This window comes from Acinetobacter sp. WU_MDCI_Abxe161 (assembly GCF_025514355.1).
Classification (GTDB): Bacteria; Pseudomonadota; Gammaproteobacteria; order Pseudomonadales; family Moraxellaceae; genus Acinetobacter; species Acinetobacter pittii_E.
Genome location: NZ_JAHPTU010000004.1, coordinates 234,721 through 253,074, shown reverse-complemented (window position 1 = coordinate 253,074; position 18,354 = coordinate 234,721). Strand labels below are relative to the sequence as shown.

The following is an 18,354-nucleotide window of genomic DNA, read 5'->3' as shown; positions in this document are numbered from 1 at the left end:
ATTTGGACTTTAAAGAAAACTAATATGATCAGTTTATGCAAGATGAGGGGAATATTTTAACTATATATCAAAAACTAACAGGAGAAATACTTTGAAATTTGAGCACTCTGCAGAGAAATGAGCATTGTTTTATATAACTTAAAGATTCAAATGTTTTTTGTGTAACCAAGAAATGGTTAAAAATAAAGAAATATACCGTGTTGGGGTTTACCCTCAGCCTTTTTTTTAAGACAATATAGCGGCATTGAATGGTTATTCATCTTCTTCTTTTCATCAATCTATTAAAATTGGATTCTGATCTATGACGACCCCTTTAAACGAACGTCGTATTGCAAATGCAATTCGTGTATTGGCAATGGATGCTGTGCAACAGGCAAACTCAGGGCATCCAGGTGCTCCAATGGGGATGGCAGATATTGCTGACGTCGTCTGGCGTGAGTTTTTAAATCACAACCCAACAAATCCACAATGGGCAAACCGTGACCGTTTCGTTTTATCAAATGGCCATGGGTCAATGTTGCAATACGCTTTGCTTCATTTAACAGGTTATGATCTTTCAATTGAAGATTTAAAACAGTTCCGTCAATTGCATTCTAGAACTCCTGGTCATCCTGAATATGGTTATGCACCGGGTGTAGAGACGACAACTGGTCCTTTAGGTCAAGGTATTGCTAATGCTGTTGGTTTTGCTTTAGCAGAAAAAACATTGGCTGCTCAATTTAATAAAGATGATTTAAAAGTTGTTGACCATTTTACTTACTGTTTCTTAGGTGATGGCTGTTTAATGGAAGGTATTTCTCACGAAGTATGTTCTTTAGCTGGCACATTACAACTTGGTAAATTGATTGCTTATTATGATGATAATGGTATTTCAATTGATGGTGAAGTAGAAGGTTGGTTCAGTGATGATACAGAAGAGCGTTTCAAAGCCTATGGTTGGCAAGTTCTTCGTGTAGATGGTCATGATGCTGATGCGATTCGTCAAGCGACAATCGAAGCAAAAGCTGAAACTCAAAAACCAACAATCATTATGTGTAAAACCATTATTGGTTTAGGTTCACCAAATAAACAAGGTAAAGAAGACTGTCATGGTGCGCCATTAGGTAAAGATGAGATTACTTTAACTCGTGAAGCATTAGGCTGGAACGAAGAAGCATTTGCTATTCCTGCTGATATATATACTGCATGGGATGCGAAAGCAAAAGGTAGCGAGTCTGAAGCAGCTTGGAATGCGGTATTTGCACAATATCAAGCAAAATATCCAACTGAAGCAGCTGAGTTACTTCGTCGTATTAGTGGTGATTTACCGGCAGAATTTGCAGCTCAAGCAGATGCTTTCATTCGTGAAACAAATGTGAAAGGCGAGACAATAGCAACACGTAAAGCAAGCCAAAATACATTACAAGCATTTGGTCCTTTATTACCTGAATTGTTAGGTGGTTCGGCTGACTTAGCTGGTTCTAACCTAACACTTTGGAAAGGTTGCCAAGGTATTCAAGAAAACCCAGCGGGTAACTATGTATACTATGGCGTACGTGAATTTGGTATGACTGCAATCGCTAATGGCGTTGCATTACATGGTGGTTTCGTTCCTTACGTTGCAACATTCTTAATGTTTATGGAATATGCACGTAATGCAGTACGTATGTCTGCATTAATGAAACAACGTGTAATTCATGTTTATACACATGACTCAATTGGTCTAGGTGAAGATGGTCCAACTCACCAACCGATTGAACAAATTGCTTCATTACGTGGTACACCTAACTTAAATACATGGCGTCCTGCAGATACTGTAGAAACTGCAATTGCTTGGAAATCTGCTTTAGAACGCAAAGACGGTCCTACAGCACTTATTTTCTCTCGTCAAAACTTACCATTCCAAACACGTTCTGAAGAGCAAATTCAAAACGCTGCAAAAGGTGGTTATGTACTTGCTCAAGAAAAAGGCGAATTAAAAGCAATTATTATTGCAACTGGTTCTGAAATTTCTTTAGCAATGGAAGCTTATGCACAACTTGATGGTGTGCGTGTAGTTTCTATGCCATGTGCAGAAGAATTTATGAAACAAGATGCTGCATATCGTGAAGCAGTATTACCAGCTCATATTCGTGCGCGTGTTGCTGTTGAAGCGGCTCATGTTGATTACTGGTGGAAGTTTGTTGGTCTTGATGGCAAAGTAATTGGTATGACAACTTATGGTGAATCTGCACCAGCAAAAGATTTGTTCCAATTCTTTGGTATTACAACTGAAGCTGTTGTTGCAGCAGTAAAAGAATTAACTGCTTAAATATTAAAGTAGTGTAAAAAAGCGCTCCTAGTGGAGCGCTTTTTTATTTAAAATTTTAAATGCTAAGTTCTGTTTGGATATTAATCTGAGAGGTTAATAATTTATGAATAGGGCAGTTCTCGGCAACTTTTAATAAGCGCTTGTGTTGATCTTCAGTAAACTCACCTTTGAGTATGATTTTTCGTTCAATATTATTTTGGCCTGCTTGTGGGTCACCATTGGGGTTTAATGCTAAATCCACTTGAACATGATCTAGCTTAATACCTTTATGGTTTGCATACATTTCTAATGTAATGGTGGTACAAGCACCTAAAGCAGATAATAAAATCTGAACTGGGTTTGGAGCAGTATCTAGGCCACCTTTATCAGTTGGTTCATCTGCAAACCATTGATGACCTGAAGGATCGGTGAGAGTTACTCGATATGGGGTAGAAGTACTTTGTGCTTGAGCAGTATTAGCCATGTTTTACCTTATTATGAATCAATAAATTTGAAGTGAAAATGAAATTCTTGAGTCCGAACACGGTATGACAGTACCGCTACTTTATAATATTAGTTTTAAATAATAACTGTAACGCTTTTATTGTTGCATGGATGAAACATATCGTTTTATAAAGAATAGTGAATTAAATTACTTGATGTATACACTAACGACTATATCAATAAAGGATACGAAAAATGCATCTTAAAACATTAAGCTTCGGTTTGGCAGCAGCATTAGCTAGTTCAGTTACTTTAGCTGCACCAGTAGACTACAAAATTGACCCAACACATACAGCTACTGTTTTCTCATGGAATCACTTTGGTTTCTCTACTCCAAGTGCTAACTTCTCGGATATTCAAGGTGTAATTAAAGTTGATAATGCAAAACCAGCAAATTCGTCTGTAAACGTAACTATTCCTTTAAGCAGCGTAAATACAAACGTGCCTGCTTTAGATAAAGAATTCCAAGAAGAAGCTTGGTTTAATGCGGCTAAATATCCAAATATTACTTTTAAAAGTACTAAAGTTGAAACCAAAGACAAAAAGCACTTTAAAATTACTGGTGACTTAACTGTTAAGGGTGTAACTAAACCTGTTGTACTTGACGCTGTTTTAAATAAGCAAGGCGAACACCCAATGGCTAAAGTTCCAGCGATTGGCTTTAATGCTACAACTTCATTCAAGCGTTCGGACTTCGGTTTAGGTAATTACGTTCCAAATGTAGGCGATAAGATCACTGTAAATATTACCACTGAAGCAACTGCTGCTAGCGCAGCTAAAAAATAAGTTATAAGTTTTCTAAAAAAGCTCTCAAATATGAGGGCTTTTTTTATTTAGGCTGATTCTTTTTTATCTGGATCTATAAATACTAAAGGCGCTGAAGGATCGATATTTCTTTTCTGAGATTTTTCTCTTAAAAATTGATAAGTAGGGACTTTCCTTTTTGCCTGATCACGTAATTTCTTTTTAATATAAAGCACCAGAGCAAAACACGTGGTGGCCACGGTCAGCATCATGCCATTCATATAACTCATGATTGAGCTTACATAACCAATGGTCGTTAAACGATGCATCATCCGTTCAACTTGGGTACTACTTTCAATGCCGGTAATTGCCCAGCTACATAGATGTTCACAGTTATTAATAATGAGATGGTAGTGATTTTCGTGCATACGCGAACGCATGCGGCGAACTACAATTTTTCCCTTATAACGAGGTCTGTCATATGAACGGACGTGTATTATTTTGCCATGTGAGAATGCATCTATTGAGGTGATTTCAATTGGACGCTTTTTGATGAAATGAGCTAATCCGGAATAATGGATAACTCGACCTCTCCCTGCATATATACCATGATGGCTATAGCCGAGATGCTTTACGATGAGGTGAGCCCCTAAAGGGTAGCGTTTATTCGGTTGTTGCATGTTTACGCTGATCCAATAAAGTGTAAATGGCTTTTATTGAAAAGCTGCTAAACATTATAACCAATATCAGCAATTTGGAGTGTATTGATTACGTCGAATGAATGAGTTTGATGCATATCCAATCTATTCATATTTCTTGTATATAATTTAGTTACTTAATATGAAGGAAAAATGTCATGTCAGGTGTTATTCAATGAAATGGGTAGTTGGGTGCTTCGCTTTGTATGGGCTTTTATTTCAGGCCGCATATGCTATAGATTACCAGCAGATTCAAACTGTAGAAGGTGATCAATACGAGGTAGTTTCGATCAACGATTTTAAAGCATTGCGCTTATTTTTAAAAAATCCTCATAATCAACAATATTACAAAAGCTTTAACACTATTCAGGAACAATTAAAACAATGTGAGCAACTTAGCTTTGCAATGAATGCAGGGATGTTTCATTTAGGGTTTTCTCCAGTAGGGTTGTATGTTGAACAGAGTAAGGTGATTCAGCCCCTAAACAAGAATAAAGGATTTGGAAATTTCTTTTTACAGCCGAATGGTGTGTTGGCTTGGAACAAAAAACAGGCCTATGTTTTAACTACACAACAATATAGCCGAAAAAACTTGAAAGTTGATTATGCAACTCAATCAGGTCCCATGTTAATTATTGATGGAAAGATAAATTCCCTTTTTTTACCGGATTCCCAATCAAAGAAAATTCGTAACGGTGTTGGTATTCGAAATAATAAACTCTACTTTATAATATCGAAGAATAGCGTGAATTTCTATAATTTTGCCGAGTTCTTCCAAAGAAACCTTAAAGTAGAGCAGGCTTTATATCTGGATGGCTCTATTTCTAGTTTATATGTGAGGAACAAGCGGAATGATCACCAATTTGAATTGGGTCCAATGGTGGGCTGGGTAGATCAATCGAGTTGTAGGTTGAAGAGAAATGAAATGTAAAAAAGCCAGTACAAGACTGGCTTTTTAATTAATGAATAGATGGTTTTTGAGCGACTTCATTTAACTCTTTTCGGCTATAACCACGGGAAATAAGAACTCTTTTAATTCCCTTAATGACATCTTCATCTGTTGCTTGTGCTAGCGCACTTAGAAGTTGTTCATTAGTTTTACATGAGCAGTCATTTTCAACACAAGCAGTCTGGTTTTTATGCTCGTTATGCTGTTGATCTGCTAAGAACAGCTTTTGCCAAAAACTCATAGAGCCTTCATATACAACCTAACATAGCTCGAAATATAGCCAATTTAAAATAAAATACAAGACTCTATAAGTGATAAATCCACCAGTTGAACTCGAGAATTTTCGATAGGAATGCTTGAGTTAAACGAAATTATGACACACAGATGACTTGATATTTTTTGAAAATTTAAATACTTAAATAAAAAAACTTTAAAAAATAAGGAGGTATATAGCCTCCTTATTTAAAAATTTACAATGAAAGATTTTGTTTAAATCTTCTCAAGTAAAACACCAGATTCTACATGATGTGTATAAGGGAACTGATCGAATAAGGCAAATTTAGTCACTCGATGAGTTTGACTGAGTGTTTTTAAATTTTCATATAAAGTATCGGGGTTACATGAAATGTAGATAATACGTTCAAAACCTTGTAAAAGTTTTAAAGTCTCATCATCAATTCCTGCGCGTGGAGGATCTACAAATACCGTATCAAAGTCATAACTTTGAATATCAATATTTGCTTCTTGTAGACGGCGGAATTCTCGTTCACCTTGATAAGCCTGAGTAAACTCTTCAGCAGATAGACGTGCTACCTGAATATTATCAATCTGGTTCTGTTCGATATTCCATTGAGCCGCATAAACAGATGATTTTGCAAGTTCAGTAGCCAGTACTCGTTCAAATTTTAAAGAGAGTGGAAGGGTAAAATTACCATTACCACAATAGAGTTCTAATAAGTGTTTTTTCGATCCTTCAGCTGCATCACATGCCCATTGCAGCATTTTTTTGCAAACTTGAGCATTAGGCTGGGTAAAGCTACTTTCGATTTGTTTATATTTAAAAGAACGATTTAAAATTTCGAATTCTTCAACCACGAAATCATCGCCAATAATAATTTTCTGGCCACGACTACGGCCCATAATTTTAATATCTAATTTTTCAGCAAGCGCTTTAGCGGCTTGTTCCCATTCCTGATCCAGTTTACGGTGATAGATTAAGGTAACTAACATTTCTCCGCTAAGAGTTGCGAGAAAATCAGCTTCAAATAAACGATTAGAAAGCTTAGGTTCAGCTTTAAGTTCTTCCAAAAGTTTTGGCATTAAATTGTTGATGTTTTGATCTGCAATAGGAAATTCATCAATACGTACAACAGTTTTTTGCTTGTCGTCATCATTACGCTCAAACATGGCATAGAACATATCATTTTCTGTGTGCCAGATACGAAATTCAGCACGCATACGGAAATGTTGTTCAGGTGATTCAAACACTTCTAATGTAGGTGGTGTAAATTCAGAAAATTGAGTAGTAATGCGGTCAATTTTAGCTTGAAGTTGTTGACGATAAGAAGAGGTCATAGACAATGAAAATTTAGACAGAATCAAATAGTGAATGGTATCAAAAAAATTGAACTTGCAGGAGCCAATTTTAACCAGATATTTATAAGAGAAAGGAATGCTTAGACTAGGGCCGATTTAAAACGCGATTAATAAAATCTGATTTTACTGCTCTGTATTGATCGTGATCTAAATGGCTACACTGTAATTTTAATTGATTATATTCATTGACCAATATGGGTGACTCTATAAGCTTATTTTTAAATGTTAAGAAAAATGTGAATATTGAATCTGATACTACAATTTGAAAAGCAACCTCATCGTTGTTGAGTGACTCGAGCATACAAAGCTCATGTGTTCTAAGTGTATTTGGCTTTTCGATAAAGTTGAGTGTTTTTAGGCGTTCAATTGCGCATTCAAATTGCTCAGGCATAACTTCAATATAAATATCTAGATCACCTTTAGAAATTGCATTTGGAATAGCGGATGAACCAATATGCTCAATTTTGGCAAATGGTAGAAGGGCGCAAATAGCTTTGTAATATGAATTAAAAAGTTGAGCGCATCTTTGTTGATATTTTTCTGGTTCTAAAAAGACCATTATGAGAATCTCAAATTGATAAAGTTTATATATTTAAGAATAGATTACTTGATTAAATAAAAAAGCCCAAATACTGAGATTTGGGCTTTTTAGAAAGTTCGGTATTAATCAGTCATTGTCATTAAGCTTGCGTTACCACCAGCCGCAGCTGTATTCACACTAATTGCACGTTCAATCACTAAACGCTCAAGTGGAATAGTCTCATTCGGCTCAACATGGGTAATACCAACAATTGCACCAGAACGAGTAGCAATCTCTTGCTGTAATGAGAAGATCTCTTCGCGATTACCATGATGTAAAACTGCATCAAAATCATCTGATGAGATGTTTTTAACTGTAGTAATTGCAGCAAGCACATCTTTTGGCAATGTTTGTTTGTATTTTGCCAACAATGGACTATTTGGCATTACGGCCGCTTGGCTACCCACTGCAAAAATTGCGAGCAACTGATGCAATTGATTTTGTTCTGTATCAGCGATTGAAAGAACTCGATGACGCGGCAAAATAATATATTGGTTACTTTCCCCAGTAGGGCCTTGTAACTCATAGAATTTACCAACACCAAATGGTTCGATATCACGATTTGCTTGCGGTAAATGCTGTTTCGCCCAATTTTGTAAGCTCTGATAAACCTCACGGTTAAAGCCTTCAAAAGCAGTTTGCTCAGCCTTCATGGCAAATGGTGTTGCCAATACTTTGTTTGAACAATGTTGCATTAAGCGATACATGTAAAGCGGACCGCCAGCTTTTGGACCTGTACCAGATAGACCTTCACCACCGAATGGTTGAACACCAACAACAGCACCAACAATATTACGGTTGATATAGAGGTTACCCACTTCAGCATGCTGAATGACTGTTTGGATGGTTTCATCAATACGAGTATGTAGACCCATTGTTAAACCATAGCCTTTGGCATTAATGCGAGAAATGAGTTGTTCAAGCTCACCATACTTATAGGTAATGATGTGTAAAACTGGACCAAAAACTTCGCGTTGTAAGTCATCAAGATTAGGAAGTTCAATTGCTGTTGGTACAACAAAAGTGCCTTTATCTAATTCATTCTGGCTTGTTGCACCGAACATCAACTGATGTACCGGATAGCCTTTAGACTTCATTTTTTGAATGTGCTGGTCAATCGTTTGTTTTGCTTCGTCATCAATAACAGGACCAATGTCAGTTTTTAAAATTGCAGGGTTACCTACGATCAACTGTTGCATTGCACCTTTAAGCATTTTAATCACGGTCGCAGCACTGTCTTCTTGTACACATAAAATACGTAAAGCAGAGCAACGCTGACCCGCGCTATCAAAAGCAGAACTTACAACATCAAGAACGACTTGTTCAGTTAATGCTGATGAGTCCACAATCATTGCATTTTGACCGCCAGTCTCTGCAATGAGAGGAATAGATTGGCCATTATCAGATAAACGTTTCGCAACTGTCTTCTGCAAAATTTTTGCAACTTCAGTCGAACCTGTAAACATGATGCCATCGATACGGCTATCTTGGCTAAGCTGAGCACCGACTGTCTCACCGCGGCCAGGAAGTAGCTGTACAGCACCATGTGGAATACCGGCTTCCCATAAAATCTGAACTGCTTGAGCTGCGATTAATGGCGTTTGTTCAGCAGGTTTAGCAATAACACAGTTACCACTCACTAATGCTGCAGCAATTTGGCCAGAGAAAATTGCAAGAGGGAAGTTCCATGGGCTAATACAAAGTACCGTACCTAGAGGCTGAATAGCTGTATTTGCTGGTAGGTTTTCAACTTGAGTTGCGTAGTAACGTAAGAAGTCTACAGCTTCGCGAACTTCTGCAATCGCATTGGCATAAGTTTTACCGCTTTCACGGCAGATTAAAACCATCAATTCTTGAATGCGGCTTTCCATAAGGTCAGCTGCACGTTTTAAGTATTCAGCACGCTGCTCTTTAGGTGTATTTGACCATTCAGATTGTGCTTGTTCCGCTGAGCTAAGTGCAATTTCGACATGCTTAAGATCAGCTTCTTGTACATAACCAACAATTTCATCATTTTGTGCTGGGTTTGTAATTGCAACAGAATGACTTTGCTCTAATGAATCGTTATTTGCCAATAATGGATGGCTTTGCCAAACACGATTACGTAATTCTTGAGCTGTGCTATCTAGAGCTGCAAGTGGAGCATCATTTGCTAAATCATAGCCTTTAGAGTTTTTACGAAGTGTTCCGTACATATCTAAAGGTAGAGGAATTGATGGATGTTTTAAACCGATCGAACCTTCAAGCTTAGCTGCATTACGAATATCGTAAATTGGAGACTGAATAAGATCATCAACTTTAAGTGTTTTATCGGCAATACGGTTAACGAATGAAGTATTCGCGCCATTTTCAAGTAAACGACGAACTAAATAAGCCAACAAAGTTTCATGGTTACCAACAGGAGCATAAATACGGCATGGCACGCCTAATTTATTTTGTTCACGTGGGCCCACAACTTGTTCATAAAGCGGTTCACCCATGCCATGTAAACATTGGAACTCATATTGACCAGCATAATATTTGCTTGGATCAGCTAAATGATAAATTGTTGCCAATGTTTGAGCATTGTGAGTTGCAAATTGCGGATAGATAAATTCTGGCGCAGCAAGTAATTTTTTGGCACAAGCGATATAAGATAAATCTGTATGTACTTTACGAGTAAAGACAGGGTAGTCATCCATACCTTCGATTTGCGCTTTCTTAATTTCGCTATCCCAATAAGCACCTTTTACAAGACGGATCATGAGACGCTTTTGGCTGCGTTTAGCAAGGTCAATAATGTAATCAACCACGAAGAAACAACGTTTTTGGTAAGCTTGAATTACAAAACCAATGCCTTTCCAGTTTGCAAGTTCCGGCTCAAAGCAAAGACGTTCAAGTAACTCAAGAGAAATTTCTAAACGTTCAGATTCTTCTGCATCAATATTTAAACCAATATTGTATTTTTTAGCCAAAAGAGCGAGTTCAAATACTTTACCGTAGAGTTCTTTATGAACACGTTCAATTTGCGCACGTTGATAGCGAGGATGTAAAGCAGAAAGCTTAATTGAAATACCTGGGCCATCATATACACCTTTGCCATTAGACGCTTTACCAATTGCATGAATGGCTTGTGTGTAATCGTTAAAGTAACGTTCAGCATCATGTTCGGTTAAAGCTGCTTCACCCAACATGTCATAAGAATAGCGGAACCCTTTATCTTCAAGCACTTTGGCATGGTCTACAGCTTCTTCAATGGTTTCACCAGTCACAAACTGTTCACCCATCATACGCATTGCAACGTCAACGGCTTTACGAATAATACCACGACCACTACGTGCTAAAAGGCCAGTAAGTACACTTGAAAGACTAGTTTGCTTTGGAGTTTCCATCAGCTTACCAGTTAACATGAGACCCCATGCTGCAGCATTTACAAACATTAAGCTGCTTTGGCCAACGTGTTCTTTCCAGTTACCTTGATTGATTTTATCTCGAATAAGCAAATCACGTGTTGCTGAGTCTGGGATACGAAGCAAAGCTTCGGCAAGACACATGAGTGCCACACCTTCTTGTGAAGAAAGAGAGAATTCTTGTAATAATCCTTGAACAATACCTGCTTTACCCGAAGAGGTCTTACGTTCACGTAAATTATTGGCAAGATTAAAAGCAAGGTCATAAATTTTATGATCTAAATCATCAGATACCGCAGCAGCTTGTAATAGCTCTTCTACAGCTTCTGGTTCAGCACGTCGCCAAGCTGTATTGATGCGTTGTTCAAACTCACTTTTATCGTTGAATTCGGTGATATAGCCTTGGTGAGATTTATCCATTTGATGAAAAGTATCCATTGTGTTCATATCTGTTTCCGCCAACCAGCTCTCGTAAACTCATCTTGAGTAGAGAGGTTTAGATAATTTATCATTACAGAAGAAACACCGAATAACTCACTATATTTATCCCATTTTTTAGAGGAAAATTCAGATGAATGGCCCAATTTTAAGCCTTGACCGCACTGATTTAAAAATTTTGGATATTCTTCAAACAGATGGGCGAATTTCTAATAGTAAATTAGCGGAACTTGTTAACTTGTCACCAACAGCGGTGATGGCCCGAGTTCAAAAATTAACGAAAGATGAATTCATCTTAGGATATGAAGCTAAATTAAATCCGGTTAAGTTAAACGCAAATTTTTTGGTGTTCGTTGAGGTGTTATTAGATAAAACGACACCTAACGTTTTAGATGAGTTTATTGATGCTGTGGTTCACTATCCAGAAATTGTTGAATGTCATATGGTAAGTGGTGGTTTTGATTTTTTAATTAAATTACGTAGTGGCAGTATGGAGGAATTTAGACGCATTGCGGGACAGGTGCTGTGGCAATTGCCGGGGGTAAAAGAGACTCGTAGTTATCCAGTTATGCAAGTTGTAAAAGATACTTCAAAAATTAAAATTAAAACCAAAAATAAATAAAGGGGCCGAAGCCCCTTGATTTATTTCAATGAGTTATACGCTTTCTTTGTAGAGTTCATCTGCTTTTTCGAAGCGTCCAGTTACTGTTGTATTTGGCGCTTTAGTTAAAAGACTCACTACGATGATGCTGATAAATGCAAGGATAAAGCCTGGGATAATCTCGTAAACACCAGTGTCTGCGAAAAGGTTTTTCCAGCCAATGACCACAACTGCACCAACGATCATACCCGCTAAAGCACCTTGTAAATTCATACGCTTCCAGAATAATGACAAGATAATAAGCGGCCCAAATGCAGCACCGAAACCAGCCCATGCATAAGCAACGAGACCAAGAACTTTACTGTCTGGGTTACCAGCAAGAACAATTGCAAGTACAGCAATTGCAAGAACCATGAAACGGCCAACCCATACAAGTTCTTTCTGAGAAGCATTCTTGCGAATGAAACCTTTGTATAAATCTTCTGTCAATGCACTTGAACATACCAAAAGCTGGCAGCTCAATGTACTCATCACGGCAGCCAAGATAGCAGCCAGAATGATACCTACAATCCATGGATTGAATAAGATTTTAGTCAATTCCATAAATACTGTTTCAGGGTTTTTGCTTACAACTGCTGCTAATTCAGGATGTTGCTGGAAGTAAGCAATACCGAAGAAACCAGCGCCGACAGCACCAACTAAACATAAGATCATCCAAGTCATGCCAATACGACGAGCAGCAGGAATTGATTTTACAGAGTCAGCAGCCATGAAACGCACAAGAATGTGTGGCTGGCCAAAGTAACCTAAGCCCCATGCCATGGAGGATAGAACCGCCACTACACTTAAATCTGAAATAATATTAAATGCATGCGGGCGAGCAGTTTCAATGAGCGTAACGAAATGAGTCGTATCGCCAATTGCAAGATAGGTTACGATTGGTGTTAACAACAGAGCAAAAATCATTAAGCCAGCTTGGAATGTATCAGTCCAGCTAATTGCTAAGAATCCACCAATACAAACATAACTGATGGTCGCAATAGCACTGAGCCAAATAGCCGTGTTGTAAGACATTCCGAATAAATTTTCAAATAGACGGGCGCCTGCTACCATGCCTGAAGCACAGTAAATTGCAAAGAAAACCAAGATAATAACCGCAGAAAAAATACGGAGTACTTTTTTCTGATCGTCAAAACGGCTTGTAAAATAATCTGGCAAAGTCAGTGCATTATTTTGAACTTCAGTATGAACGCGTAATCGACCAGCAACCAGTAGCCAGTTAAGCCAAGCACCGATAATAAGACCAATTGCAATCCAAGCTTCAGATAAACCAGAAAGATAAATCGCGCCTGGTAAGCCCATGAGTAGCCAGCCACTCATGTCTGATGCGCCTGCGGATAATGCAGTAACGAAACTGCCTAAACTACGACCACCGAGAATATAATCTGAGAAGTCGCTTGTAGCACGGTAGGCAAATAAGCCAATGAGTACCATTGCTACGATGTACACCATAAACATGATGAGGGTGGGATCAAAATAACTCATGATGGATGTGTGTCCTTATATCCATAATCCGTGATTGTAACCTAATCCAGGTCGCTGTTTTCTTGTACGGCATTCAAGAGGTTGAGATTCAACCACAAAAGATTTTTTTTGCTCTGTTATTTTTATATTGTACTTTTGTATCTTTGTGTAAGTAAAAATAAGCGGGTTTTTAAAAAGAAAAATTATAATATTAATCATTAACTTATAATTTTTTAATATTTATTTTTTAAAGATTTTATTGAAAATAAAAATATTTAAAAAAAAATAACTCTAAATTTAGTTACAACATGCTTAGGTGATAAAGTTTTGTTGAGCAAAATTAGAACAATGTTAAAAAATTTTATCTAAAAAATAGTAATTTTTATTCAAATTAAATTTATTTAGTCCTTAAAAATAGCAATTAATTGGTTAAATTTTCAAAAAGTTCATGCATTCCTTGAGTCGCTGACATCTTTAATAATTCGTATTGTTGAGGAACACGTCCATGATCTGCATTTGGATCTATATAGTAGGCTTTACATTGATCTGAAATTTCATGTACTAAAGCCGCAACCGGATATACACTTAATGTGGACCCAATTACTATAAAAATATCTGCACTTTGCACTAATTTAATTGCTTCTTCATAAGCAGGTACAGCTTCACCAAACCAGACAACATGTGGACGCAACGGATAGCCATCTGGGCAGAAATCGTGTTCTAAATCTAGTTTCCAGCTATTAATTTCATAAAATTGAGTGGTAAATTGTGCATTCGGCCCCGAACTTTTTGCTAAACGAATATTTCCATGCAAATGTAAAACGTTAAAACTACCAGCTCTTTCATGTAAATCATCAATATTCTGAGTAATTACTTGTACGTCAAAATAATCTTGTAGTTTAGCAATATATTGATGAGCTTCGTTTGGCTGGGCTTCTAAAATATTTTTACGTCGCTCATTGTAAAAGCGTTGAACTAGAGCAGGGTTCTTTTGCCATGCTTCAGGTGTGGCAACTTGTTGGATATCGTAATTTTCCCATAGACCATTACTATCACGAAAAGTGCTAATTCCACTTTCGGCACTCATACCAGCGCCTGAAAATACAACAAGTTTTGTCATAGAAGTCACCTATTCATACCACTAATTTTAAATAGATAAAGAAAAACCAGTTTAAGACTAAACTGGTTTTTATCAAATATTGAAAACGACGCCTATCTTTTATAAGCCAGCTTCATATTCTGAATTTGTTAAAAGTTTTTCAACATCTGCAATATTGTCTGGTTTAATTTTATAAATCCAGCCTTTACCATATGGGTCTTCATTTACAAAGTCAGGATCATCTTCAAGATCACTATTCACTTCTACTACTGTACCTGACACAGGGGCGTGAATATCAGATGCTGTTTTTACTGACTCAACTACACCAGCTTGTTCGCCAGCGGTAACTTGGCTTCCAACTTCTGGAGTTTCAACGTAAACCAAATCGCCAAGTTCATCTTGTGCATGATCGGTAATCCCTGTAATAACAAGATCACCCTCAATCTTTACCCACTCGTGTGTACGTGCATACTTCAGTTCCGAAGGATGATTCATGGTAACTCCTTAAGCTTGTGTTCAATAGTTTTAAACATTATAAGTATGGGTCTTTACGCCAGTTGCTCGGGCTGCGGCCACTCCAGCGTTTAAAAGCACGGCTAAAATTTGCAACGTCCGAATAGCCAAGTTCATCTGCAATTTGTTCAAGACTATAGTCTGTACGTGAAAGCAAAGAAGTTGCATGTCGATAGCGCACTTCATCAACTAATGTAGAAAAGGAAGTTCCTTCAGCTGCTAATTGACGTTTGAGTGTCCGATCTGACATATGTAGACATTCAGCTACATTTTCGATGCTTAAATAATGTTGTTCAGAATTACTTAAAATATCACGAACACGCATTGCTAAACGGCGGCGTTCACCTAAAGCAGAAAGTTCAGCTTCACATTGATTAATGGCAACTTGACTGGCGATTGGATCTGAATTGATTAATTTAAGTCCTAAGTATTTTTTATCAAAACTTGAAATTAAATGGGGTTGATTAAAGCGAATTGTGCTGCTTAATTTATTTCTATACTTTTCAAAACCTTCTGGTTCAGGAAAATCTAAATCTACATCGCCGGCTAAGTCTTCAATACCCGTAATCGCTTTGGCCATACTCATAATACCAATAGTCAAGCCTAAAACGATTTCTGTACGTAAAGGCTCAAGTTCTATATCACATTGTAATTGTAAGGTCGCTTTGGGGCCAAACGTTGAAAAGTAGAGTTGTAAAAAGGGTAAACGTAACTGAATAAAGCGTGCTGCAAGAGCAATTGCTTCTGTAATATCCTTGGCTGTCATAATTGCATAGCCAATGAAGCCATGAATCGAAATACGCATTTGAGTACCAAGATGATAACCCAACGTAGTTTCACCAGTTAAATTAAGTGCATGTTTAACCAGTTCATTTGCTACAGGTGTAGAAATACGATAATCAGGATCGGCCAGTTGTTCACTAGTAAGATTAAATGGAGCAAATAATGTTTCATCGTTATATCCCCAACGTGAAACAACATCTAATAGCAATAAGCCATAGACTCCTGGAATACCCTGATCTTGACGAGCTGAGGTAATTTTCATATGCGTTCCATTGCTCTCATCAATTTGTCACATGCATTTCTTACACATCTTGTCATGAAATATAATCTGAGTTTATAAAAACTGTTAGACAATCATATCAACCATGTTTTAAACATTCTTTTTAAAGACAACAATTTTTGTTGTTGAAATAAGTAATACGTCACCATTTTGATTTAAGGCTTGCGTAACGTAACTTACAATACCACGATCCAATTTTGTTTTGGATGGTGTGATCGCTGAAATTTCAGCTTCAACATGTATTTTATCACCTGGTCGAGTAGGGCGTGGCCACCGTAAAGTTGATTCTGAACCGATTAAGCCACCGTGAATCGGCATACATTCTGTCCATAACCGCATAGTAATTGCAGAAGTATGCCAACCACTAGCAGCGATCCCCTGAAAAATTGGATCGTGCTTAGCTTGCTCTTCATCTATATGGAAGGGTTGAGGGTCATATGAGCTTGCGAATTTTTTGATTTCATCTAAGGTAATTTCATATTCACGGCTAATGAAACGATCACCAATTTTCAAATCTTCTAAATAAAGCATTAATCTTGACCCTGTAATACTTTTTGCTCAATTAAGAAACCGCCTGTTTGTCGCTTCCATAATTGTGCGTATATACCATCCTGCGCAATTAACTCTTCATGAGTTCCTTGTTCAGCAATTCGACCTTCATCAAGAACGATTAAACGGTCCATTTGTGCAATAGTAGATAAACGGTGAGCAATTGCAATAACGGTTTTATCAACCATCAGGTCATTTAAACTTGCCTGGATTGCTGCTTCAACTTCTGAATCTAATGCACTGGTTGCTTCATCTAAAATAAGAATAGGAGCATCTTTTAAGAATACTCGTGCAATAGCGATACGCTGTCTTTGACCACCAGAAAGTTTGACACCACGTTCACCTACCTGAGCGTTATAACCATTACGTCCTTTTAAATCAACTAATTGCGGAATAAATTCAGCAGCTTTGGCTTTATTTACAGCATTTTCCATATCTGCATCAGATGCATCTGGACGACCATACTTAATATTTTCTGCAACTGAGCGATGTAATAAAGAGGTATCTTGAGTAACTAAAGCAATATTAGCTCTTAGACTATCTTGAGTTACATCTTCAATATTTTGACCATCAATTAAAATTGCACCTTGTTTAAGATGGTAAAAATGTAAAAGTAACTGAATTAACGTCGACTTTCCTGCGCCGGAACGTCCAACAATACCTATTTTTTCGCCTGCTTTAATATGTAAGTTGAAGTGATCAATTACATTTTTATTGTTATAAGCAAAGCTTACATCTTTAAATACAATCTCGCCTTTGGTGACGTTCAGTGATTTTGCGTCCGGTTTATCTTGAATATTGATTTTTTTACCTAATGTTTGCATACCATCTTGAATGGTGCCGACATTTTCAAATAAGGCTGACATATGCCACATCATGAATTCAGCCATACTATTAAGTTTTAAAATCATTGCAGTCGTTGCCGCGATAACACCTAATGCCGCTAAACCTTGAGTCCATAACCAAACAGAGGTACCAATTACACCTACAAACAAAACAGCGGACAACATATTAATGCTGACTTCAAAGAGGGTACCTAAACGCATTTGAGCATAGACTGTAGTCATAAACTCTTTCATTGATGCTTTTGCGTATTGGCTTTCACGACCAGCATGAGCAAATAATTTTACAGTTTGAATATTAGTGTACGCATCTGTTACGCGGCCAGTCATGATCGCTCTAGCATCGGCTTGTTGCTGAGAAACTTTACTTAAGCGAGGGATAAAGAACCATGCGCTTAATAAAAATAGACTTAACCAAACTAAAAGAGGAATAAGCAAGATTGGCGAAATTGCGCCAAGAACAATACTGACAGTAATAAAGTAAATGCTGACATAAGCCAACATGTCACCCAAGATAATCCAAAACTCACGGATAGCTAATGCTGTTTGCATAACCTTGGCAGAAAGTCGGCCTGCAAAGTCATTATGGAAAAAGTCCAAACTCTGTTTCAATAAAAGATTATGGAAACGCCAACGCAAACGCATTGGAAAAGTACTATATAAAATCTGATGTTTGACAATAGATTGTATATTTACAAAAAAGATATTAGTAAATAAAACAGCAATCAAAATGAGTAGATCAGTAGCATGCTGATTTAAAAAGCTTTCGGGATGACTTTTACTTAACCAATCTACGAGTTGCCCAATCTTTGAAAAAAGTAAGGCTTCAAAGCTTGCAGCACCTGCTGTAAAAAGAATAAGTAAAAATAAATAAGGGCGCACGCCTTCCGTAGCTTGCCAAACAAATGGGAAAAAACGAGTCGGTAAAGGTTCATCCAAACCTTTAGTTGGGTAGGGATCTACAAGTTTTTCAAACCACTTCAGCATGAATTACTA

The 18,354-nt window shown here is 37.4% G+C and carries 16 protein-coding genes; 4 read left to right on the top strand and 12 right to left on the bottom strand.

Annotated elements, in window-relative coordinates:
• Window positions 1–301 precede the first annotated feature (301 nt).
• Window positions 302–2,290, top strand: coding sequence for a transketolase (gene tkt, locus KTI78_RS06570; RefSeq protein WP_262445587.1), 1,989 nt, complete (start codon window positions 302–304; stop codon window positions 2,288–2,290).
• A gap of 55 nt (window positions 2,291–2,345) precedes the next feature.
• Here tkt and KTI78_RS06565 read toward each other — a convergent pair whose 3' ends face one another.
• Window positions 2,346–2,753, bottom strand: coding sequence for an OsmC family protein (locus tag KTI78_RS06565; protein ID WP_262445585.1), 408 nt, complete (start codon window positions 2,751–2,753; stop codon window positions 2,346–2,348).
• A gap of 215 nt (window positions 2,754–2,968) precedes the next feature.
• Between KTI78_RS06565 and KTI78_RS06560 the strand changes: the two genes are divergently transcribed.
• Complete coding sequence (locus tag KTI78_RS06560) at window positions 2,969–3,559, top strand: YceI family protein (RefSeq protein WP_262445584.1); 591 nt, start codon at window positions 2,969–2,971, stop codon at window positions 3,557–3,559.
• Between the two features lie 47 nt (window positions 3,560–3,606).
• Here KTI78_RS06560 and KTI78_RS06555 read toward each other — a convergent pair whose 3' ends face one another.
• Window positions 3,607–4,197, bottom strand: a complete 591-nt coding sequence (locus KTI78_RS06555; protein ID WP_016141231.1) for a lecithin retinol acyltransferase family protein — start codon at window positions 4,195–4,197, stop codon at window positions 3,607–3,609.
• 193 nt (window positions 4,198–4,390) lie between these two features.
• On the opposite strand from KTI78_RS06555, the gene KTI78_RS06550 reads away from it, so the two are divergent.
• Window positions 4,391–5,146 (top strand): phosphodiester glycosidase family protein, encoded by a 756-nt coding sequence (locus KTI78_RS06550; protein ID WP_262445583.1) that lies wholly within the window; start codon window positions 4,391–4,393, stop codon window positions 5,144–5,146.
• Window positions 5,147–5,174: 28 nt separating this feature from the next.
• Here KTI78_RS06550 and KTI78_RS06545 read toward each other — a convergent pair whose 3' ends face one another.
• From KTI78_RS06545 to putA, 4 genes are all read right to left on the bottom strand, one after another.
• Window positions 5,175–5,405: a hypothetical protein gene (locus tag KTI78_RS06545; RefSeq protein WP_239968363.1), complete on the bottom strand. Its 231-nt coding sequence runs from the start codon at window positions 5,403–5,405 to the stop codon at window positions 5,175–5,177.
• 248 nt (window positions 5,406–5,653) lie between these two features.
• Entirely contained in the window at window positions 5,654–6,739 is a 1,086-nt protein-coding gene (gene trmA / locus KTI78_RS06540; protein WP_262445582.1) for a tRNA (uridine(54)-C5)-methyltransferase TrmA, read from the bottom strand.
• Window positions 6,740–6,845: 106 nt separating this feature from the next.
• Window positions 6,846–7,319 carry a GrpB family protein gene (locus KTI78_RS06535; RefSeq protein ID WP_262445581.1) on the bottom strand — a complete coding sequence of 158 codons (474 nt, stop codon included), beginning with the start codon at window positions 7,317–7,319 and terminating at the stop codon, window positions 6,846–6,848.
• Window positions 7,320–7,423: 104 nt separating this feature from the next.
• Window positions 7,424–11,176 (bottom strand): trifunctional transcriptional regulator/proline dehydrogenase/L-glutamate gamma-semialdehyde dehydrogenase, encoded by a 3,753-nt coding sequence (gene putA, locus KTI78_RS06530; RefSeq protein WP_262445579.1) that lies wholly within the window; start codon window positions 11,174–11,176, stop codon window positions 7,424–7,426.
• A 124-nt stretch (window positions 11,177–11,300) separates the two neighbouring features.
• On the opposite strand from putA, the gene KTI78_RS06525 reads away from it, so the two are divergent.
• Window positions 11,301–11,789 (top strand): Lrp/AsnC ligand binding domain-containing protein, encoded by a 489-nt coding sequence (locus KTI78_RS06525; protein ID WP_004792785.1) that lies wholly within the window; start codon window positions 11,301–11,303, stop codon window positions 11,787–11,789.
• Between the two features lie 33 nt (window positions 11,790–11,822).
• Here KTI78_RS06525 and putP read toward each other — a convergent pair whose 3' ends face one another.
• The 6 genes from putP to KTI78_RS06495 form a co-directional block, all read right to left on the bottom strand.
• Complete coding sequence (gene putP, locus KTI78_RS06520) at window positions 11,823–13,313, bottom strand: sodium/proline symporter PutP (RefSeq protein WP_262445577.1); 1,491 nt, start codon at window positions 13,311–13,313, stop codon at window positions 11,823–11,825.
• Between the two features lie 400 nt (window positions 13,314–13,713).
• Complete coding sequence (locus KTI78_RS06515; protein ID WP_262445576.1) at window positions 13,714–14,421, bottom strand: SIR2 family NAD-dependent protein deacylase; 708 nt, start codon at window positions 14,419–14,421, stop codon at window positions 13,714–13,716.
• A 90-nt stretch (window positions 14,422–14,511) separates the two neighbouring features.
• Window positions 14,512–14,886, bottom strand: coding sequence for a glycine cleavage system protein GcvH (gcvH, locus tag KTI78_RS06510; protein ID WP_016141224.1), 375 nt, complete (start codon window positions 14,884–14,886; stop codon window positions 14,512–14,514).
• Window positions 14,887–14,923: 37 nt separating this feature from the next.
• Window positions 14,924–15,949, bottom strand: coding sequence for an AraC family transcriptional regulator (locus tag KTI78_RS06505; RefSeq protein ID WP_016141223.1), 1,026 nt, complete (start codon window positions 15,947–15,949; stop codon window positions 14,924–14,926).
• A 108-nt stretch (window positions 15,950–16,057) separates the two neighbouring features.
• A complete protein-coding gene (locus KTI78_RS06500; protein WP_262445575.1) occupies window positions 16,058–16,498 on the bottom strand; it encodes a MaoC family dehydratase in 441 nt (146 codons plus the stop codon).
• Window positions 16,498–18,345: an ABC transporter ATP-binding protein gene (locus KTI78_RS06495; protein WP_262445574.1), complete on the bottom strand. Its 1,848-nt coding sequence runs from the start codon at window positions 18,343–18,345 to the stop codon at window positions 16,498–16,500. Before KTI78_RS06495 ends, KTI78_RS06500 begins: the two co-directional genes overlap by 1 nt.
• Window positions 18,346–18,354: the final 9 nt, after the last annotated feature.